This window comes from Microbispora sp. NPDC088329 (assembly GCF_040685655.1).
Lineage (GTDB): Bacteria > Actinomycetota > Actinomycetes > Streptosporangiales > Streptosporangiaceae > Microbispora.
The window spans coordinates 1-18,049 of record NZ_JBFBIP010000031.1 but is presented as its reverse complement, the minus strand read 5'-3'; the positions used below and the strand labels follow the sequence as shown (position 1 = coordinate 18,049).

The 18,049-nt window shown below is 71.4% G+C and carries 18 protein-coding genes; 14 read left to right on the top strand and 4 right to left on the bottom strand.

Features of this window, described 5'->3' with window-relative positions:
• The first annotated feature begins 102 nt into the window (after positions 1-102).
• From AB0O28_RS36500 to AB0O28_RS36480, 5 genes are all read left to right on the top strand, one after another.
• The gene (locus tag AB0O28_RS36500) at positions 103-867 is read left to right on the top strand and encodes a TetR/AcrR family transcriptional regulator (protein ID WP_363647157.1); all 765 of its coding nucleotides are present in this window, start codon (positions 103-105) and stop codon (positions 865-867) included.
• Between the two features lie 103 nt (positions 868-970).
• Complete coding sequence (hsaA, locus tag AB0O28_RS36495; protein ID WP_363647156.1) at positions 971-2,137, top strand: 3-hydroxy-9,10-secoandrosta-1,3,5(10)-triene-9,17-dione monooxygenase oxygenase subunit; 1,167 nt, start codon at positions 971-973, stop codon at positions 2,135-2,137.
• A 111-nt stretch (positions 2,138-2,248) separates the two neighbouring features.
• Positions 2,249-2,872, top strand: coding sequence for a TetR family transcriptional regulator (locus AB0O28_RS36490; RefSeq protein WP_363647155.1), 624 nt, complete (start codon positions 2,249-2,251; stop codon positions 2,870-2,872).
• 181 nt (positions 2,873-3,053) lie between these two features.
• Positions 3,054-4,238 carry a steroid 3-ketoacyl-CoA thiolase gene (locus AB0O28_RS36485; protein ID WP_363647203.1) on the top strand — a complete coding sequence of 395 codons (1,185 nt, stop codon included), beginning with the start codon at positions 3,054-3,056 and terminating at the stop codon, positions 4,236-4,238.
• A gap of 173 nt (positions 4,239-4,411) precedes the next feature.
• Positions 4,412-6,049 carry a beta-1,3-glucanase family protein gene (locus AB0O28_RS36480; protein WP_363647154.1) on the top strand — a complete coding sequence of 546 codons (1,638 nt, stop codon included), beginning with the start codon at positions 4,412-4,414 and terminating at the stop codon, positions 6,047-6,049.
• Between the two features lie 55 nt (positions 6,050-6,104).
• On the opposite strand, the gene AB0O28_RS36475 is transcribed toward AB0O28_RS36480, so the two are convergent.
• Positions 6,105-7,046 (bottom strand): DMT family transporter, encoded by a 942-nt coding sequence (locus AB0O28_RS36475; RefSeq protein WP_363647153.1) that lies wholly within the window; start codon positions 7,044-7,046, stop codon positions 6,105-6,107.
• Positions 7,047-7,429: 383 nt separating this feature from the next.
• Here AB0O28_RS36475 and AB0O28_RS36470 point away from each other — a divergent pair, with 383 nt between their 5' ends.
• From AB0O28_RS36470 to AB0O28_RS36440, 7 genes are all read left to right on the top strand, one after another.
• Positions 7,430-8,386 carry a hypothetical protein gene (locus AB0O28_RS36470; protein WP_363647152.1) on the top strand — a complete coding sequence of 319 codons (957 nt, stop codon included), beginning with the start codon at positions 7,430-7,432 and terminating at the stop codon, positions 8,384-8,386.
• A gap of 95 nt (positions 8,387-8,481) precedes the next feature.
• Positions 8,482-9,363 (top strand): tetratricopeptide repeat protein, encoded by an 882-nt coding sequence (locus AB0O28_RS36465; protein WP_363647151.1) that lies wholly within the window; start codon positions 8,482-8,484, stop codon positions 9,361-9,363.
• Between the two features lie 112 nt (positions 9,364-9,475).
• Positions 9,476-9,700 carry a hypothetical protein gene (locus AB0O28_RS36460; RefSeq protein WP_363647150.1) on the top strand — a complete coding sequence of 75 codons (225 nt, stop codon included), beginning with the start codon at positions 9,476-9,478 and terminating at the stop codon, positions 9,698-9,700.
• On the top strand, positions 9,697-10,653 hold the full coding sequence (locus AB0O28_RS36455; RefSeq protein ID WP_363647149.1) for a MaoC family dehydratase N-terminal domain-containing protein: 957 nt from the start codon (positions 9,697-9,699) through the stop codon (positions 10,651-10,653). Before AB0O28_RS36460 ends, AB0O28_RS36455 begins: the two co-directional genes overlap by 4 nt.
• Positions 10,653-11,084, top strand: a complete 432-nt coding sequence (locus AB0O28_RS36450; protein ID WP_363647148.1) for a MaoC family dehydratase — start codon at positions 10,653-10,655, stop codon at positions 11,082-11,084. Before AB0O28_RS36455 ends, AB0O28_RS36450 begins: the two co-directional genes overlap by 1 nt.
• Positions 11,081-12,256 (top strand): lipid-transfer protein, encoded by a 1,176-nt coding sequence (locus tag AB0O28_RS36445; protein ID WP_363647147.1) that lies wholly within the window; start codon positions 11,081-11,083, stop codon positions 12,254-12,256. Before AB0O28_RS36450 ends, AB0O28_RS36445 begins: the two co-directional genes overlap by 4 nt.
• A gap of 330 nt (positions 12,257-12,586) precedes the next feature.
• Positions 12,587-13,888 (top strand): condensation domain-containing protein, encoded by a 1,302-nt coding sequence (locus AB0O28_RS36440; RefSeq protein ID WP_363647146.1) that lies wholly within the window; start codon positions 12,587-12,589, stop codon positions 13,886-13,888.
• Positions 13,889-13,901: 13 nt separating this feature from the next.
• On the opposite strand, the gene AB0O28_RS36435 is transcribed toward AB0O28_RS36440, so the two are convergent.
• Complete coding sequence (locus AB0O28_RS36435) at positions 13,902-15,059, bottom strand: HAMP domain-containing sensor histidine kinase (protein ID WP_363647145.1); 1,158 nt, start codon at positions 15,057-15,059, stop codon at positions 13,902-13,904.
• Positions 15,056-15,712, bottom strand: a complete 657-nt coding sequence (locus AB0O28_RS36430; protein ID WP_363647144.1) for a response regulator transcription factor — start codon at positions 15,710-15,712, stop codon at positions 15,056-15,058. The genes AB0O28_RS36435 and AB0O28_RS36430 overlap by 4 nt, the downstream gene beginning before the upstream one ends.
• 155 nt (positions 15,713-15,867) lie before the next feature.
• On the opposite strand from AB0O28_RS36430, the gene AB0O28_RS36425 reads away from it, so the two are divergent.
• Complete coding sequence (locus tag AB0O28_RS36425) at positions 15,868-17,289, top strand: phospholipid carrier-dependent glycosyltransferase (RefSeq protein ID WP_363647143.1); 1,422 nt, start codon at positions 15,868-15,870, stop codon at positions 17,287-17,289.
• Between the two features lies 1 nt (position 17,290).
• Positions 17,291-17,419, top strand: coding sequence for a hypothetical protein (locus AB0O28_RS36420; RefSeq protein WP_363647142.1), 129 nt, complete (start codon positions 17,291-17,293; stop codon positions 17,417-17,419).
• Positions 17,420-17,494: 75 nt separating this feature from the next.
• On the opposite strand, the gene AB0O28_RS36415 is transcribed toward AB0O28_RS36420, so the two are convergent.
• Positions 17,495-17,917, bottom strand: a complete 423-nt coding sequence (locus AB0O28_RS36415; RefSeq protein ID WP_363647141.1) for a DUF222 domain-containing protein — start codon at positions 17,915-17,917, stop codon at positions 17,495-17,497.
• Positions 17,918-18,049: the final 132 nt, after the last annotated feature.

The following is an 18,049-nucleotide window of genomic DNA, read 5'->3' as shown; positions in this document are numbered from 1 at the left end:
CAAGGTGAGTACGTCGTACGCAACGAGTACACCGTACGCGTTGCTGCGTACGGTGTACAAGTCCAAGTACGATGTACACACGGAACCGGGAGGAGCACGACGATGGCCGGGAAGAGAGCGGACCACACCGGGGGCGACACTGCGGGCGACGCATGGGACGGCGTCCACGAGTCCATCTGGCAGCGGATGGAGCGCCCCGCCCGGCCTCCCCGCGCGGCGCTGACCCACACGCAGATCGCCGCGGCGGCCGTGGAGATCGCCGACGCGGAGGGGCTCGACGCCGTCTCGATGCGCCGGCTGGCCGAGCGGCTCGGCGTCGCCACCATGGGCCTGTACCGCTATGTGCGCGGCAAGGACGACGTGATCGAGCTGATGGTGGACGCGGTCTACGCCGAGGAGGCGCGGGCCGCGGAGGGCCGCGACTGGCGGGAGGTCCTGCGGGTGTCCGCGCTGCGGCTGCGGGCCCTCATGCTGCGCCACCCCTGGCTGGTGGAGACCACGGCCCAGGCGGGGCCGCTGACGCCCAATTTCGTCGCGCGGACCGACCGCCTGCTCGCGTCGCTCGACGGCCTCGGCCTCGACGCCGACACGGCGATGACCGTCGTCGGCACGGTCACGGCGTTCGTCACCGGGGCGACCACCGCCCGCATCAGGATGGCCCGGCTCATGCGCAAGGAGGGCGCGGAGAAGATGGACGACCTGCGCGGCCTCTATTCGTCACGGATGAGGTGGCTGCTGGAGTCGGGCCGCTATCCCGCGTTCGAGCGCTACATCCGCGAGGGCGTGAGGAAGGACGACGACGACTGGCAGTTCGAGCTGGGGCTGGACAGCGTCCTCGACGGCGTCGCCGCCCGCCTGAAGATCTGAGGGCGGGTTCCATCGGCCGCGAGTGCCCTGACATGCGGCCGCCGGCTCCACGCACCATCATTGACGGCATCTGACCGACGAGCGTGACACGGAGGACTCCCAGATGAGCAACGAGGTCCTGGACGCGGTTCGGGCGCTGTTGCCGAAGATCGCCGAACGGGCCCGGTCCACGGACGAGGACCGGCGGGTCCCGGCGGAGTCGATCGGGGAGCTGGTTCGGGCCGGGGTTTTCCGGATGCTGCAGCCCAAGAGGTACGGCGGCGCGGAGAGCGACCCGGTGAGCTTCTACGAGGTGGTCAGGGAGCTCTCGGCGGTGTGCGGGTCCACCGGCTGGACGGTCGCCGTGCTCGGCGTGCACCCCTGGCAGCTCGCCCTGTTCGACGAGGCCGCCCAGGACGAGGTGTGGGGGAGCGACCAGGACGCGCTGATCTCCTCGTCGTACGCGCCGGTCGGGCGGCTCGTCCCCGCCGGGGGCGGCTACCGCCTGTCCGGCAGATGGCGGTTCTCCTCCGGCTGCGAGCACGCGTCGTGGGCCATGGTGGGCGGCCTGGTCCTCGGCGACCGGGGCAGGCCGGTGGACTTCATGACCGTGCTGGTGCCCCGCTCCGACTACCTGATCGACGACGTGTGGGACGTCATCGGGCTGCGCGGCACGGGCAGCAACGACATCCTCGTCGAGGACGCCTTCGTGCCCGCGCACCGCGTGATGCGCAACCACGAGATGGCGCAGCTGCGCGGCCCCGGCCAGAAGGTGAACACCGGGCCGCTCTACCGCATCCCGTTCGGCGCCGTGTTCACCACCACGATCACCGCCCCGGTCATCGGGATGGCCGCCGGCTGCTACCGGTCGTACGTGACCGCGATGCGCGACCGCGTACGGCTCAGCCTGGACGGCGGCCGGTTCACCGAGGACCAGTTCGCGCAGGTGGCGGTGGCCCGGGCGGCGTCGGAGATCGATGCCGCGATCCTGCAGACCGACCGCAACATCCGCGAGGTGTACGAGCACGCGGTGCGGGGCGAGACGATTCCGGTGGAGCTGCGGCTGCGGGCCCGCCGGGACCAGGTCCGCGCCACCGAGCGGGCGCTCGAGGCGATCGACATCCTGTTCAAGACGGCCGGGGGCAACTCCCTCAGCCGGGGCAACCCGATCGAGCGGGCCTGGCGGGATGCCCACGCCGGCAGCGTCCACGTGGCCAACGACGTCGAGCGGGCCCTCGCGATGTACGGCAAGGGCGAGTTCGGCCTGACCGTCGAGGACAACCTCATCTGAGGCGTCACCCATGCCCCGGCCCGGCCGTCCCGCTCAGTGGTATGGACCAGTGGCAGGCCGCCGCGCGGAGCTGTGTATCTTCGTTGCGACACGTGAGGATCGGGGGGAGAGGTGCCGAGAATCGCCGAGGTGCGGGCGCCGGCGGAGCCCAGCTCGCCGGAACAGCGCGCCCGGCACCTGCGCATCCTGCGGGCCGCCGCGCGGCTGGGGTCGGAGAAGGGCCTCGAGCGCGTCCAGATGCACGAGGTGGCCAAGGAGGCCGGGGTGGCGATCGCCACGCTGTACCGGTACTTCCCCTCGAAGATCCACCTGTTCACGGCCGTCATGGCCGAGCAGATCGACCGGTTCGACGAGAGCGTCCCGCGCCCGAAGCCGGGCACCGCGCCGGAGGACGCCGTCGCCGACGTGCTCGTGCTGGCCAGCAGGCAGCTGCTGAGCCGTCCGACGCTGGCGACGGCGATGCTGCAGTGCGCGAACTCGGCCAACGCCGCCGCGGTGGCCGACGCCGGCCGCATCGACATGAAGTTCCGGCGGATCGTCCTGCGGACGCTCGGCATCGCCGAACCCACCGTCGTGGACGTCACGCTGATCCGGCTCCTCATGCAGTGCTGGTACGGCGTGCTGCAGTCGGGCCTGAACGGCCGGGTGTCGGTCCCCGACACGGAAAGCGACATCCGGATCGCCTGCCGGCTGCTGCTCGCGCCCCGCTCGAACGCCGCCTCCCGCACTCATTAGCATTCCTTCCGTGGCTGCGGAGATCGTCGCGTTCCTGGTGATCCTGAGCGTCTTCGCGGCGTTCGGGCTCGGTTCGCGGAAGACCGCTGAGCGGGACAGGACCATTGTCTGCCACAGAAACGATTTCTAGTCTCTCCTCATGGCGCCGAACGTGGCATCCCTGTTCGAGTCGGGAGGACCGATGGCCGCGACCGTCACTGGGGCTGTCACTGGGGCCGTCATCGTCGACGCGGTGCGCACACCGGTCGGCAAGCGCGACGGCGCCCTGTCCGGGCTTCATCCGGCCGAACTGCTCGGCGTGGTGCACCGGGGCCTGATCGAGCGCAACGGCCTCGCCCCCGAGGTGATCGAGCAGGTGATCGGCGGCTGCGTCACTCAGGCGGGGGAGCAGGCCAACAACGTCGCCCGTCAGGCATGGCTGCACGCCGGCCTGCCGTACGGCACGGCCTGCACGTCGATCGACTGCGCGTGCGGGTCCGGCCAGCAGGCGGTCCACCTGGTGGCCGGACTGATCGCGGCGGGCGCGATCGATGTCGGCATCGGGTGCGGCGTCGAGGCGATGAGCCGGGTCTTTCTCGGCGCGGCGATCACCCCGGAGGCGGGCAGCCCCTTCCCGCCGTCGTGGTCGCTGGACATGCCCGACCAGTTCACCGCCGCGGAACGGATCGCGCGGCGGCGCGGAATCACCCGCGAGGACGCCGACGCGCTCGGCCTGCGCTCCCAGCGGCGCGCCGCGAAGGCGTGGGCGGAGGGCAGGTTCGAGGGACAGGTCCTCGCGGTCGAGGCGCCCGTGACGGGACCCGAGGGCCCGACGGGGGAGACCGCCGTCGTCACCAGGGACCAGGGGCTGCGCGAGACCAGCGGGGAAGCGCTGGCGAGGTTGCGGCCGGTGCTGCCGGGAGGCGTCCACACCGCGGGCAACTCCTCCCAGATCAGCGACGGCGCGGCCGGCGTGCTGCTGATGAGCGCCGGCAGGGCGCGCGATCTCGGCCTGCGACCGCGGGCGCGCATCGTCGCCTCCTGCATGGTCGGCTCCGATCCCTACTACCACCTCGACGGCCCGATCGACGCGACCCGGCACGTGCTGAAGAAGGCGGGCATGAAGCTGTCCGACGTCGACCTCGTCGAGATCAACGAGGCGTTCGCCTCGGTCGTGCTCTCCTGGGCGCGGGAGCTCGACGCCGACTTGGACAAGGTCAACGTGAACGGCGGCGCGATCGCGCTCGGCCACGCCGTCGGCTCCACCGGCTCCCGCCTGATCACGCAGGCGTTGTGCGAGCTGGAGCGCACCGGCGGCTCGACCGCTCTCGTCACCATGTGCGCGGGCGGCGCGCACGCCGCGGCCACCGTCATCGAACGGATCTGAGGAAGCGGGCCGATCGGATGGACCGGCGAGCGGCGCGTCCGGCCCCGCCGGCCCGGACCGCTGACGCGGCCGTCGCCTGCCGGCGGGTATTGACGGGCGGTCAGTCAACAGTAAAGATACTTTACTGAGAGCGCTCTCAGGCTCATCTCCGCACCCCCCAGAGGAGCCGAGGCATGCACATGTCGTTCCGGCTGTGGCGGCGGGCACTGCTCGCCGTCGTGTTGCTGGCCCAGGCGGTCGTACTCGCCGCCGGGCAGCGGGCGGCGGACGCCGCCGTCGCGCAGTTGCCCTTCACAATCACCAACAACTCCGGCCGCGCCGACGCGACGTACGTCTACGTCGTCGCCCGGAACTCGGCCACCGGCCGGCAGGGATACGTGGACGCCTCCGGAACGTGGCGCGCGTACTCCTTCCCCTCGTCGATCCCCAACGGGCCCGTCCCGGCGCCGGACATCGCGATCCCCGGGCCGGGCAACGGCGCCAGCGCGACCATCACGCTGCCGCCGAACCTGTCCGGCGGCCGCGTCTATGTGTCGATGGGCGCAAAGCTGCGGTTCTTCCTGACCACGAACGGCCTGGTCGAACCGGCGCCCTGGGTCGACAGCGACCCGAACGCCGGCATCCTCTACGACTGGACGGAGTTCGCGCGTACGAGCAACGGCGGCACCGGCATCTTCATCAACTCGACGACGGTCGACATGTTCAGCGTCCCGGTGACGGTCAGCGTCACCGACGCCTCCGGCACCACCCAGACACAGGGCATCCCCGGCGACCGCACCGGCATACTCAACGCGTTCGCCGCCCTGGGATCGCCGTGGTCGGGCCTGACGACGACGCGGGCCTCCGACGGCCTCCCGCTGCGCGTGCTCGCGCCCGTGCACGCGATCGCCAAGGGCCTGTTCCCCGCGACGTACCTCGACTCCTACGTGAGCGCGGTGTGGTCCTACTACGCGACGCACGCGCTGACCGTGCAGACGTCGCTGGGCACCTTCACCGGCACGACCAACGGCACGAACTGGACGTTCAGGAACGCGTCCGGCGCCGTCATCGGCACGCTCACCAAACCGGCCACGAGCGACGTCTTCGCCTGCTCCGGCGGCATGCAACCACCGAACCAGCCCGACCAGGCGGCCATCCTCGCGGTCGGCGCGCGGGTGTGCGCCGCGCTCAACCGCGCGACGCTGTCGACCTCCGGCCGGGCCATGTACGACACCCAGCCGACGACCGATGCGGCGAAGTTCTACGGGCAGCCGGCGTCGAACCTGTTCAGCAAGACGATTCACGCCAACTCGCTGAACGGCCTGGCCTACGGTTTCTCCTATGACGACGTCGGCGGGTTCGCCCCGGTGATCGACCAGCCCAACCCGTCGTCGGCCGGCATGACGATCGGGAGTTTCGGCGGAGGCACGGGCGGCCCGGGCGGCACGGGCGGCACGAACATCGTCGGTCCCGGCGGCAAGTGCGTCGACGTCGCGGGCGACGACACCGGAGGCAACGGCGCGCCGGTGCAACTGTGGGACTGTCAGTCCTACGCGAAGGACCAGCGCTGGACCTGGAGCGGGCAGACGCTGCGCACCCTCGGCCGCTGCCTCGACGTGCAGTCGGGCGGCACCGCCAACGGCACGCCGTTGCAGCTGTACGACTGCAACAACACGGGCGCGCAGAACTGGGTGCGGCTGTCCGACGGGTCGATCCGCAACCCCCAGTCGGGCCGGTGCGTCGACGCCCCCGGCGGAGCCACCGGGAACGGCACCCGCCTGCAGATCTACGACTGCAACGGCACCGCCGCCCAGCGCTTCGCCGTTCAGTGAACACGACGCGGTGACGATCGGGCCCGGCGGTGCGTCTGCCGCCGGGCCGCCCGTCTCACGACTCGCGGCGGGAACGGGTGGTGGCGAAGGCGCCGCTCGCGAGGATCACGGCGCAGCCCGCCAGTTGCAGGAGGGAGGGGCGCTCGCCGAGGACGGCCCAGCCGAGGACGAGTGCCCCGACGGGCGTGAGCAGCAGCAGGATCGCCCCGACGTGGCTCGCGAGATGGGGAGCGGCGACGGCGACGAGGAGCCAGCCGAGCACCTGCCCGAAGACCGCGACCAGGGCCAGCCAGCCGACGGCCGTCCAGCCCGGAGCCAGATCGACGCCCTGCCAAAGGGCGCCCGCGACCAGGGACGTGACGGCGGCGGCGACGGTCACCCACAGATAGGACCGCACCGCCCGCCCGTCCTGCCCTCCCCGCCGCAGCAGGAACAGGAAGCCCGAGTAGCACACGGCCGCGAGCACGGCGTGAACGGTCCCGGGGAGCGGCCGGCTCCCGCCGGCGCCGCCCTCGGCCACACCGCTCGCCAGGACCACGCCGAGCAGAAGGAAGGGCAGGGACACGACGAACCGGCGGGGCGGCGGCTCGTGATCCACCAGCAGGGCGAGCAGCGGCACCATCACCACCTGAACGTTGACGAGCACGGTGGAGAGCCCGGCGCCGACCTCACCGATCGCCGCCGTCCACAACAGCATGTCGCCGGCGAACAGAACGCCCGCGGCCAGGGTGACGACCCGCCGCCGCGCCGGCGCCGCGTTCTCCCGCCCGTTCTCCCGTCCGCCCTTCCGCCCGCGCTCCAGCGCCGCGAGGGGAACCAGTGCGGGCAGGGCCAGCAGGCAGCGGTAGAACGAGGCCGTCCCCGGTGAGGTGCCCGACAGGTGGATGAGCACGGCCGAGGCCGACACGAACAGCGCCCCCAGCGCCATCGACACGGACGGGTGGCCCGCGGCCCGGCCGGTCATGTCCGCGGTCCGGTTCTCGCTCACTCGCGTCATGGGCGTCCCCCGCTGTCGGCGTGATCGGCCTGGCTACCCGAGCTACCCCCCGTCGCCGGGCCCATGCCTCGGGGACGACGGGCGCGCAGGCGTCGCAAGAGCACTGAATGCCGAACTATGGCTATTGTCGCGAAGTGGGAATTAAGTGAGGCTTGAGCCGCTCAGGTCATTTGTCTGGCGGCCTCTGTTGCGGCGGTCCGAAAAACGGTTCCCATTATGAGAATTGCGCCGTTGAAGAGTACGATGACGATTCCCCCGTCATTCTCGGAGACGCCGTTGGCAGTGGATGCGGAGCCTCGCCCCCGCATGCGGCTTGGGCGGCAGGTCTTTCTCTGGCTGGCGTTGGGAATATGTGGCGCGCTGGTCACAGGAGTCGGGCTCTGGTGGAGCCTCGGGACGCCGCCGTGGTCGGGCCGGTCAGGGCTGCCGTCGACGGACAAGCTCGAGTTGACCAGGGTGGCTCTTACCGTGGTGGGCGGGGTCGGCGGCGTGATCGCGCTGGTGGTGGGGCCTACCGGAAGCAGTGGCTAAATGAGCGCGCGGAGCTCCGGGAGCAGACCAGGCTCAACGTCGAGCGCCTGGCCAAGGCCGCGGAGCAGCTCGGGGCCGACGCTCCGGCCGTCCGCCTCGCCGGCGTGTACGCCCTGGCGTCGCTCGCCGACGACTGGCCGCGGGGGCGCCAGAACTGCATCGACGTCCTGTGCGCCTACCTGCGCCTCTATTACGTTCCCGACCCGCCGGACGCGCTGCCGGAACGGAGGGCGTGGCACGGTGAACGGCAATTGAGGCACTCGATCACCCGCATCATCTCCGCCCGGCTGCGGGAAGGTGCCGGGCCTTCCTGGCAGGGGCACGATTTCGATTTCACCGGCGCCGTCTTCGACGGCGGGGAGTTCGAGGACGCGCGATTCACCGCCGGCAGGGTGAGCTTTCGCAACGCCCAGTTCCGTTCCGGGGTGGTGTCGTTCCGCGGAACCGTGTTCGCCGGTGCGGTGGTCTCCTTCCAGGACGCCCGGTTCGCGGACTGCATGGTCAGCTTCGAGGGTGCACACGTCACGGCGGGGGCGGTGAACTTCGACGACGCCGAGTTCGAGAGCGGTGAAGTCAGCTTCACCGATGCGCGGTTCACCGGGGGAGCGCTCTCGTTCAACGCCGTCTTCTGCGGTTGCCTGGTGGCCTTCACCGGAGCGGCCTTCCGCGGAAGCGACATCACGTTCGCCGGTGCCCGCTTCCGGGACGGGCAGGTCGACCTGCGCGACGTCGCCGACTACCGGACGCCTCCGCTTCTGGACGGGCAGCGCACCCAGGACGTGTTCCTGCCGCCCGGTTCACCCGCATAGGAGGTGCTGATGGCGGGGATGAGCCCTGGCCACCATCGTGAGCCGATGCGGCCGACCGGGTGTTCGCCCCCGAGCGTCGCCGGGTGCCGCTGAGCATGCGAACCGGTGTCGCTTTCCCCGGCTTCCCCGACACCAGGGCCGCCTTCGCCTGGTGCGACCGTGAGGCCGACAACCTGATCCGTGCCACAGGCCAGGCCGCCCGTCTCGGCATGGACGACCTCGCCTGGCAACTCGCCGCCGCCTCCGGTGAGTACTACTACCTGCGCAACCGCTGTCCGGACCTGCTGCAGATCCACCGGCTCGCCGCGGCCTCGTCCCGGAACGCCGGGGGCGTCGCCGACGGGTGGATCCTCAACAACCTCGGCCTCGCCTGCCAGGAGGTGGGGCTGCTGGAGGAGGCGCTCGAACACTGTGCGGCCGCCGCCTCGGCCAACCGGAGGGAGGGCGACAGGTTCGGTGAGGGAATCGCCCTGAACAATCTCGGGCTCACGTACCTGGAACTGCACCGGTGGGAGGATGCCGAGACCACCGTGGGCGAGGCCCTCCGCGTGTTCCGTGAGATCGGCAGCGAATGGGGGATCGCGCACGCGCTGCGGAACCTCGGCCGGGTCGAACTGGGACGCGGCCGCTGGAGTGAAGCCACCGAGATCCTCGAGAAGGCGGCCGACCTCCACCTGGCGATCGGCAACCGGGCCGTACAGGGCTGGGCGTTGTACGAGTCGGGGTTGGGGCAGGCCTCGGCCGGTGCATGGGACGCCGCCGTCGGACGGTTCGAGCAGTCGCTGGCGGTTCACGAGGAAGCCGGCGACCGTCTCGCCGCGGCGATGACCCTCGACGGGCTGGGCGGCGCGCTGCAGGCACTCGGCCGGCACGACGAGGCGCTCCACCGTTGGGAACAGGCGCTGGTCGTCTTCGACGCGCTCGGCCACCCGCGGGCCGCCGAAGTCAGGTCGAAGCTGATACGGCAACCCGGGTAGCCACGCGGAGGGCCCGAAGGATTCCTCCCGATCAGCGGGATTCGCCGGATCGCCGGCGGGTCCCGCTGACTAACGTCTGGACAGCGTGAAGACCGGAGTGGAGGATCCCCCATTGACTCGACAAGCGCCCAGGACGGCTCCGGACGTGCTCGCCCCGGTGAAGCCCGGGCCCGTGACCCTGCGCAACCGCATCAAGGCGGCCACCTGCGAAGGGCTGAGCCGCGAGAGCCCGGTGACCGACGAGCTCGTCGTCACCGCCTTCGACGGCGTGTACGCGGTGCTGCGGGACATGGTCGCCACCCGGGGCCTCGGCCTTCCACGGACTGGTCGCCGATGAGCGATTACGAGAAGTTCGCCGGGCGGGAGATCGTCCCGCTGCGGGAGGGGCCCGACCCGGTCAACGTGCCGATGATCCGGCACTGGACCGAGGCGATGGGCGACCGCAACCCCGTCTACCTGGACGACGCCGCCGCCCGCGCGACCGGCCGTCCCGGGATCGTCGCGCCCGCGTCGATGACGCAGGCGTGGACGATGCGGGGATACGCCGCGACCGTTGCGGGCACCGTTGAGGACACCGTCGCGGAAACTGGGGCGGCCCCGGGCGCGGAGGAGCTGCACGCGCTGCTCGAAAAGGACGGCTACACCTCGGTGGTGGCGACCGACTCGGAGTTCGAGTTCCACCGGGAGCTGGTGGTCGGCGACCGCGTGAGCGTCCGGGAGGTCGTGGAGTCGATCTCCCCGGACAAGAGCACCGCGCTGGGCGTCGGGCGGTTCGTGACCACGGTCCGCACCTACACCGACCAGGACGGTGAGGTCGTCGCCGTGCAGCGCTGGCGTCTGCTGTGGTTCCGCCCGAAGGCATCTTCTCCGGAAAGGCCGGTCCCGAAAGCGCTGCGGCCGCGGCCGGCGATCAACCGGGACAACGCGTTCTGGTTCGAGGCGGCACGTGAGCACCGGCTGCTGATCCAGCGCTGCGCCGGGTGTGCGACGCTGCGCCACCCGCCCGGCCCGTGCTGTCCGCACTGCGGCTCGTTCGAATGGGACGCCGCCGAGGCGTCCGGCCGCGGGCAGGTCTACAGCTTCGTGGTCAACCATCACCCCCGCCACCCGGCGTTCGAGTATCCGCTGATCGTCGCGGTCGTGGAGCTCGACGAGGGCACGCGGCTCGTCACCGATCTGGTCGGCGTGGAACCCGGTGAGGCCGAGATCGGCATGCCCGTCGTCCTCGACTGGCTGGACGCCGACCCCGACCTGTCACTTCCGGTGTTCCGCCCGCAGGAGGACGACTGATGGACATGACAAGCCGGCCGTACGAGGAGGTGGTGGTGGGGGAGGAGCTGCCCGTGCTGCCGATCCCGCTGACCCGCACGCTCATCGTGGCGACCGCTGTCGCGAGCCGCGACTACCAGGACGTCCACCACGACCCCGGCCTCGCGGTCGAGCGCGGGTCGAAGGACATCTTCATGAACATCCTCACCACCAACGGCCTGGTCGACCGGTACGTCACCGAATGGGCGGGCCCGGCCGCCGTCGTCACGGCCATCAGGATCAGGCTCGGAGTGCCCAACTATCCCGGCGACACGATGACGCTGACCGGCAGGGTCACCGCCAAGCACGACGAGGACCACCGGGTCGAGATCGCCGTACGCGGCGAGAACGGCCTGGGCGCCCACGTCACCGGCACCGCCGTCGTCCGGCTCCTCGCAAAGGAGGCGACATGACCCGTCTTTCCGGTGTGGCGGCGATCGCGGGCATCGGGGCCACCGAGTTCTCCAAGGACTCCGGCCGCAGCGAGCTCCGGCTCGCCTGCGAGGCGGTGCTCGCGGCCATCGCCGACGCGGGGCTGAAGCCGTCCGACGTGGACGGGATGGTGACGTTCACCGCCGACACCAACGCCGAGATCCACGTCGCCCGCGACACCGGCATGGGCGACCTGACGTTCTTCTCACGCATCCCGCACGGCGGCGGCGCGGCCTGCGGCACGGTCCAGCAGGCGGCGATGGCCGTCGCGACCGGCGTCGCCGACGTGGTCGTGTGCTATCGGGCGTTCAACGAGCGGTCCGGGGTGCGCTACGGCCTCGGCCAGGCCGGCCAGCCGATGGGGACGGGAGCAGACAGCGCCGCCTACGCGTGGCTCACACCGTTCGGCCTGTCGACGCCCGCGCAGTGGGTGGCGATGTTCGCCCGCCGCTACATGCACGAGTACGGCGCGACGAGCGAGGACTTCGGCCGGGTGGCCGTGGTGGACCGCAGACACGCCGCGACCAACCCGGCGGCCTGGTTCTACCAGCGGCCCATCACGCTGGCGGACCACCAGGCGTCGCGCTGGATCGCCGAGCCGCTGCACCTGCTGGACTGCTGCCAGGAGACCGACGGCGGGCAGGCGCTGGTCGTGGTCTCGGCCGAGCGGGCGCGCGACCTGCCGCACCCGCCCGCCGTCATCCTCGGCGCGGCCCAGGGCTCCGGCGACGACCAGCACATGATGACCAGCTACTACCGTCCCCGCATCACCGGCATTCCCGAGATGGGACTGGTCGGGCGGCAGCTGTACGCGCAGAGCGGCCTCGGCCCCGCCGACATGGACGCGGCGATCCTGTACGACCACTTCACCCCGCTGGTGCTGCCGCAACTGGAGGAGCTGGGCTTCTGCGCCCCCGGCGAGGCGAAGGACTTCATCGCCGAAGGCAACCTGGAGCTCGGCGGGCGGCTGCCGTTCAACACGCACGGTGGGCAGCTCGGCGAGGCGTACCTGCACGGCATGAACGGCATCGCCGAGGCCGTCCGCCTGGTGCGGGGCACCAGCGTCAACCAGCCGGAAGGAGTGCGCAACGTGATCGTGACCGCGGGCACCGGGGTGCCCACCAGCGGTCTCGTACTCGGAACGCTTCGGTGAACGCCGGAGAGCGGCCGGTCGCTGTCCGCGCCCGGGCGCGGCGGATTCGGCGGAGAGCGTCGCCGAGGCCGGACGAAGCGGTTTCCAGGTTGTCAAAATCCAGGTGGAGCGTTCGAAGGCCCCTTCCGCCACGTGCGCGAATCGGCCGGTGACCCCGTCGCGCCGCATTGGGCCGAGACGAACGGAACGGGGAGATCTTGACCCGGCCTGAGGCGGTACCTAGCCTTCCATGGGAGCGTTCCCACGGCCTCCCAGCACCACGGCCGCCCGGCACCACGTTCCTCCGCGGACCGGCATTTGCTGATTCAGACGTGCAGTCGAAGGAGAGTCATGCGGCTTTCGGTGGACTTCGCGGCCAACCGCTCCGGAACGGCGGATCTCGCCTGGGGACAGCGGGCCATCTGGAGAGCCATCGACGGTGTGGGGCAGGACGACGCGCACTACTTCAACGTGCCCCGGTTGCTCGACGTCCCGCGCGCGGGCGGCCCGCGCGGTCCCGGCGACGTGGCGGCCGCCCTGGCCGAGGTGGTGGGCCGGCACGACGCCTTGCGATCCCTCGTACGGCTCGGCGTGGACGGGCCGTACCAGGAGGTGAAGGCGACCGGCACTCTGCCGATCGAGCTGGTGGACGCCGCACGCGGCGACGCGGATGACGCCGCGGCGGAACTCGTCGCCCGCCTGGCCGGGCGATCCTTCGCCGACGGTGAGCAGCCGCTGCGCGCCGGCTTCGTGGTCTGCGACGGCGCCGTCACGCAGGTGGTGCTCGTGATCAGTCATGTCGTCGCGGACTGGCACGCGGCCGACGTCGTGGTGCGCGACCTGCGGATGTTGCTGCTGCGCGGCGCGATCGCGCGACCGCCGTCGTCGCAGTTGCTCGACCTGGTCCGGGAGGAGAAGGCGGCGTCGGCCCGTTCGGACCGGGCCATCGCGCAGTGGGAGACGCTCCTGCGGACCGTGCCGTCCAGCATGTTCCCGAAGGCGGTCGCGGCGGGCTCGACGCCGAGGTACGCGCGCGCCGTGTTGTCGTCGCCCCGGCTCAACCACGCCGCGCAGGTGCTCGCCCGCCGCACCGGCGTCAGCACCGCCACGGTCCTGCTGGTGGCGGTCACCATGCAGCTACGCGAGCTGACAGGGCACGAGGTGTGCGCGATCACCCCGATCGTGCACAACCGCTTCGACGACCGGACCCGGGACCTGGTCACCAGCTTGAACCAGCTGGGACTGTTCACCCTGGGGCCGTGCGGAAGCTTCGCCGAGACACTCGTGAGCGCTTATCCGGCGGTTCTCGCGTCGTACCGGCGCGCCCGCTTCGACACGCTGGCCTTCGACGCGATGGTCGACCGAGTGAGCGCCGACCGGGGCGTGTCCGTGTTCCCGTCGTGCTGCTTCAACGACCTGCGCCCCGGCGAGGACCCGGGCAGCGCCGGCGACGTCGACGGGGAGTCCGAGCTGGAATGGCTCCCCGGCACGGACCAGCGCAGCTGTCACTTCTGCCTGGCGCTGATGCGCTGGAAAGGCACGCTCGGCGTGGAGCTGAGCGCCGACACCACCCGCCTGCCCAAGGGTGAGATGGCCGCCCTGCTGCACCGGCTGGAGTCCTTCGTGGTCGGCGCGGCTCGGCCGCTTTCCTAGAAGGGTTCGACTCTTAGGAGGGTTCAACGCAGGGCAGCTCGACCGCGAGGGTGAGGCCGCCCTCCTCCCGCGGGGTGGCGGTGACCACGCCGTCGTGGGCGTCGGCGACGGCCCGCACGATCGACAGCCCGAGGCCGCTGCCGCGCTCGGACCGCAGCCGGTCGCCGTGCAGCCGCCGGAACGGCTCGAAGATCGTCTCGATCTCGTACGGAGGCACGGGCAGGCCGGTGTTGGCCACCACCAGTTCCACCCGGTCGGCCCTGCGCCGGGTCGACACCCACACCTCGCCGCCGGGATGGTTGTGCCGGATCGCGTTCTCCACGAGGTTCTGCACCAGCCGCTCGATCAGCACCGGCTCGCCCGCCGTCGGCGCGGGGTCGAGCAGCCGGTGCACGGTAACCTGGGCGGCCTTGGCCTCCTCGGCGGCGGCGTCGAGCACGTGCTCGGCCACGTCGGTCAGGTCGAAGGGCCGCCGGTCGAGCACCTTCTGCTCGCCCTCGGCCAGGGCGAGCAGGCCGTCGATCAGCCGTTCGTGCCGGGCGTTGACCAGCAAGAGCGACTCACCGAGCCGTTTGACGTCCTCGCTCGCGTCGGCGCGGCGGACCGCCACGTCCACGAGTGTGCGGTTGATGGTCAGCGGAGTGCGGAGCTCGTGCGAGGCGTTGGCGACGAAGCGCCGCTGGCCGTCGAACGAGCGGGCGAGGCGGCCCAGCACGGTGTCCACGATGTCGGCCAGCTCCTTGACCTCGTCGTCCGGGCCGTCGTGCGCGATTCGCTCGGTCAGGTCGTGGCTCTGCGCGATCCGCCGCGCGCTCGCCGTCACCGACCGCATCGGCCGCAGCGTCCATCGGGCTTCACGCCAGCCGAGCAGCGCCGCGAGCCCGGCCCCGGGGAGGAGGGCGATCGCACCCGCGACGAGCACGTTCTTGACCGTCTCGGCCTGGTAGACCCGCCTGACCTGCTCGGCCCGTTCCTGGGCGACCGAGTACCCGATTGTGTACGGAGGGTAGATTCCGCTCGAAACGCTCATGTACGCGGGCCGCCCCAGCCCGGCGCGGGGCTCCAGGGTCTGCCGTACGACGAAGGCGACGACCCCGATCAGGACGGCGCCGGCGAAGAGGAAGACGGCGCCGCAGGCGAGCGCGAACCGCAGCCGCAGGTTCTTCGTCATGGGATGCGATATCCCGCTCCCGTGACCGTCTCGATGACCGGCGGATCGCCGATCTTGCGGCGCAGCTTCATCATCGTCGTGCGCACGGTGTTGGTGAACGGGTCGATGTGCTCGTCCCACACCTTCTCCAGCAGCGTCTCGCTGGAGACCACCGCGCCGTCCGCGCGCAGCAGCTCGGCCAGCACTCCGAACTCCTTGCGGGCGAGCGGGACGTATCGCCCATCGCGGAAAGCCTGCCGGTGCGCCCAGTCGAGCCGGATGCCCGCCCGCTCCAGGATCGGCGGGTCCGCCGGCCGCACCCGGCGGCCGAGCGCGTGCACCCGCGCCACCAGTTCCTCGAACGCGAACGGCTTGGGCAGGTAGTCGTCGGCGCCCAGCGACAGCCCCTCCACCCGGGAGCGCACGTCGGCCGCGGCGGTCAGCATGAGCACGCGCACCTGCGCGGCCTCGGTCACCACCGCCCGGCACACGTCGTCGCCATGGGTTCCCGGCAGGTCCCGGTCGAGGATGAGCACGTCGTAGTCGTTCACACGTACGCGCTCCAGCGCCGCGTCACCGTCGTAGGCGACGTCCACCGCGAGCGCCTCCTCCCGCAGGCCCTCGGCGATCGAGTCGGCGAGCATGCGCTCGTCTTCCGCGACCAGCACCCGCATCGAAGCCCCCTTCACCCGTCGAAACCGCCCCAGGCTGCCAGGAGCGGCATAACCAGGACGTAACCGAATCAGGTGACGGAGAGTTTATCGATCTTTCGCTGGACTGTCCGGACGTCGCCGGGGAGCCGCCCCGGCCCGGACCCGGGGGATCGTCCATGCTCACCTCGACACCGGCCCCACGGACGGTGCCGCTCGGGGGCGCCCGCGCGAAACGGGTGCTGATCAGGGGACACGGCCTGTTCGCCGCCGTGCTCGCCGTGGCGGCGGCCCTGCGCGTGCTCGTCATGCTGGGGTACGACACCGCGCAGCTCTACTGGTACGACTCGTTCACCTATCTTGACAACGCCGTCCATCTGAAGCCGGACGGGGCGTTCCATCCCGCCGGCTACTCCTTCTTCCTACGGCTTTTGTGGCCGGTCCACAGCGTCGAACTGGTAGCCGGCGCGCAGCACGCCATGGGCCTGGGCATCGCCGTGATGATCTACGCGCTGCTGCGCCGCCACCGGCTGCCCGCGTGGGGCGCCACCTTGGCGACGCTGCCCGTGCTGTTCGACCCGTCCTTCGTCCGCCTTGAGCACGCCGTGCTCTCCGACACCCAGCTGATCTTCCTCGTCGTCGCGGCCCTGACCGTCTTCATGTGGCGGGCACAGCCGTCCGTACGGACGGCGGCCGTCGCGGGGGCGCTGCTCGCGCTGGCCGGGCTCACCCGGACCGCCGCGGTGCCGCTGCTCGGCCTGGTCCTGCTGCATCTGGTCGTGCGCCGGGCCGGGGTGCGCCAGGTGGCCGCGCTCGCCCTCGCGGGGGCGTTGCCGCTGGCGGCCTACGCGGGCTGGTATCAGGCCCATCATGGACGTTTCGCACTCAGCGGCTCCGACGGGGTGGCGCTCTGGGCGCGGACGATGACGTTCGCCGACTGCTCGGTCATCAGGCCGCCGGCCGACGAGGCCAGGCTGTGCCCGAACGGCACCGTCGTGGACGCGGCGTCCGAGTATGTGTGGGCACCCGGCGCCTCACTCAATCTGCTGCCCGGCGACCGCTTCTCCCACAACGACCTGGCCCGCCGGTTCGCGCTGCGCGCCATCGCGGCGCAGCCGCTCGACTACCTACGCGAGGTGGCGCACGACGCCTCGCTGGCCTTCGCGGTCACCCTTGTGCGGCACCCCGCACGCATGCGTCCCGCGCTGTCGTTTCCCGTCGGCTCCTGGCCGCTTTCCTCCTTCCCGCTCATCGACAAGGTGCGGGCCGAGTACGACCCCGCCATCCGCGGTATGTCTTCGGTCGAGCCGTACGCGTCTGTCCTCGGCGTCTACCGCTACCCGGGCCTGCTGCACGGGCCGCTGTTCGGTGTGGCCCTGCTGCTGGGCGGGATCGGCGCGATCGGCCGGTGGCGCGCGGCGCTGCTGCCGTGGACGGCGGCCGCCTTCCTGTTCCTCGGCCCGATCGCCGCGCTCGACTTCGACCACCGCTACGTGCTGCCCGCCGTCCCGGTGGCCTGCGCCGCCGCAGCCCTGGGTCTGCGGGATCTGGCCGCGTCCGGCCTGCTCCGTTCGTTCGGTTCTCGCCGGGCAGCCGGCTGACATGACCCTCGCCCGGCCGGCCGCGGAGGCCCCGGGCTCCGGGCACGGGATCGCGGTGGACAGCGCGATCGGCGTCGTCGACCGTCTGGAGTGGAAGGAGGACGACGTCGGCCCCTGGGAAGAGGTCTGATCACTCCAAGAACGGCTGGGGCGCTCCGATGTGCCGCCGGGCCGCTCCCCAGCCTGCGGCGGCTCACGTCCGGGCTCATGCCCGTGACCACCGCGTTTTGGTGGGGTGGTGGTAGGTGAAGGTCCAGCGGTCTTTGCCGGTTGTGTGGCGGGTGTAGCGCTCGGGGTGCTGGTAGCGGTCACGGTTGTGGAACTGGCAGGCCGGGCCGAGCAGCTTCAGGTCCGTGAGCCCGCCGGTGCTCCAGTTATCGGCGTGGTCGATCTGGCACATGGTGGCGGGCAGGGGGCAGCCGTCGATCCAGCAGGTGGCGTAGCGGGCGAAGATCGCCCGGCGTTGGGCCGAGGTGGCCAGTCTGACTTTGCGGCCCATGTCGAGCACCTGTCCGTCGGCGTTCATCACCAGGCGTACCAGGGTGGAGGTGCGGGCCAGGCGGTGCACGCCGGAGACGGGCAGCACCTGCCCTGTGGCCAGCAGCAGCCCCGGTGCCCTGCCCGGCAACGCCCCCGGCCATGTTTTTGCCCCCGGACCCAGCCCGGTCGCCGGCCCTTGCTCCGCCGAGTCTGCCCCCGGCCCTGGCACCGGCCCTGCGCCCGGCTTATGAGGGCCCGGGTCACGGGAGTCCGGGGCATG